The 1218-nt window shown below is 33.9% G+C and carries 1 protein-coding gene; it reads right to left on the bottom strand.

Annotated features, from left to right (window positions below; genetic code table 11):
- Positions 1–71: 71 nt before the first annotated feature.
- Complete coding sequence (locus tag AC1DSL_RS18460) at positions 72–980, bottom strand: endonuclease/exonuclease/phosphatase family protein (RefSeq protein WP_477533360.1); 909 nt, start codon at positions 978–980, stop codon at positions 72–74.
- Positions 981–1218 lie beyond the last annotated feature (238 nt).

The raw sequence follows: 1218 nt of genomic DNA, 5'->3' as shown, positions 1-1218 counted from the left end.
ATATGGAAAAAGTCTCAATCCTTTTCGAATAAAGGATCAAGACTTTCCAATTTCTTCTTTCAATAATTGGCTTAGTAAGTCAAAGTCAAATCTGCCATAACAGGATAATGATCACTTGGGAATTGGCCATTTTTATAATAATCTAGAATTTCGACTGTATGCGCTGTGACGTTGCCTTTAGCAAGAATCCAATCAATTCGATTTTTTGGTCCTCCGCCAGTCGGATCACGGAATCCATTAAAGGTACCAAGGTGTTCATTGATTCTTTCCTCAGCAGTTACAAATAAATCTTCAAATGCACCTTCACTAGTTAGCTTTTGGTATGGAACACTATCCGGATTTGCATTAAAATCTCCTGTTAATACAATCGGCAGCTCTGGATTGAAAGCTTTTATTTTTTCTTTAATTAATTCTGCACTCTTCTCTCTAGCATTTGCAGATCKATGGTCAAAATGAGTATTTACAACATAAAATTGTTGATTGGTTTTTTTATCAAGAAATTTCGCCCATGTTACCATACGTGGAATTGTATTTCCCCAAGTCATGGATCCTATCACATTTGGTGTATCTGATAGCCAAAAGTGGTCATACTCTAAAGGAGTGTAGCGATTTTCATTATAGAAAATAGCTGAGTATTCGCCTTTGCTTCCTCCCTCACGGCCTAAACCAATCCATTCGTATTGTGGCAAATTTTCTTCAAGATCCAGAAGCTGTTTATATAAAACTTCCTGTGTTCCAATAATATCTGGTTGTTCCTGTTCGATGAGTTTTTTAATTGCCGGAATCCTCTCTGCCCAAGTATGTGGTGATGGATCACTGTTATTTAAATACCTAATATTATAAGTCATTACCTTTAGATCTACTTCAGATACTTGTCCTGATTTTTCTGAAGCTAACACATTTGATGTTCCTGAAAAGACACTAATTACCAACATAGTTACAATTACTACTAATAAAACAGGATTTAACAATTTTCTCAATTTGATTCCCTCCTAGTTTTGTATTCAAAATAATCATACCGTTTGTATGTAAACTTTTGATTAAAGAAATATGTTTTTAGTGTAATGCTGCTAAAATGTTGGCGGTACCCTAAGAAGAGGTAAAATCAATTTTCTTTGAATCAGTTGAAAATAACAATCTAGATTCCAATTCATTTAATCTTAAAGTCAGTGATAGTGATGATGAACCAGATTGGTAATGAAATTTTTTATTTCACTA

It is taken from the genome of Paenisporosarcina sp. P4_D4, assembly GCF_056401835.1.
This window is presented reverse-complemented; position numbering and strand designations above follow the sequence as displayed.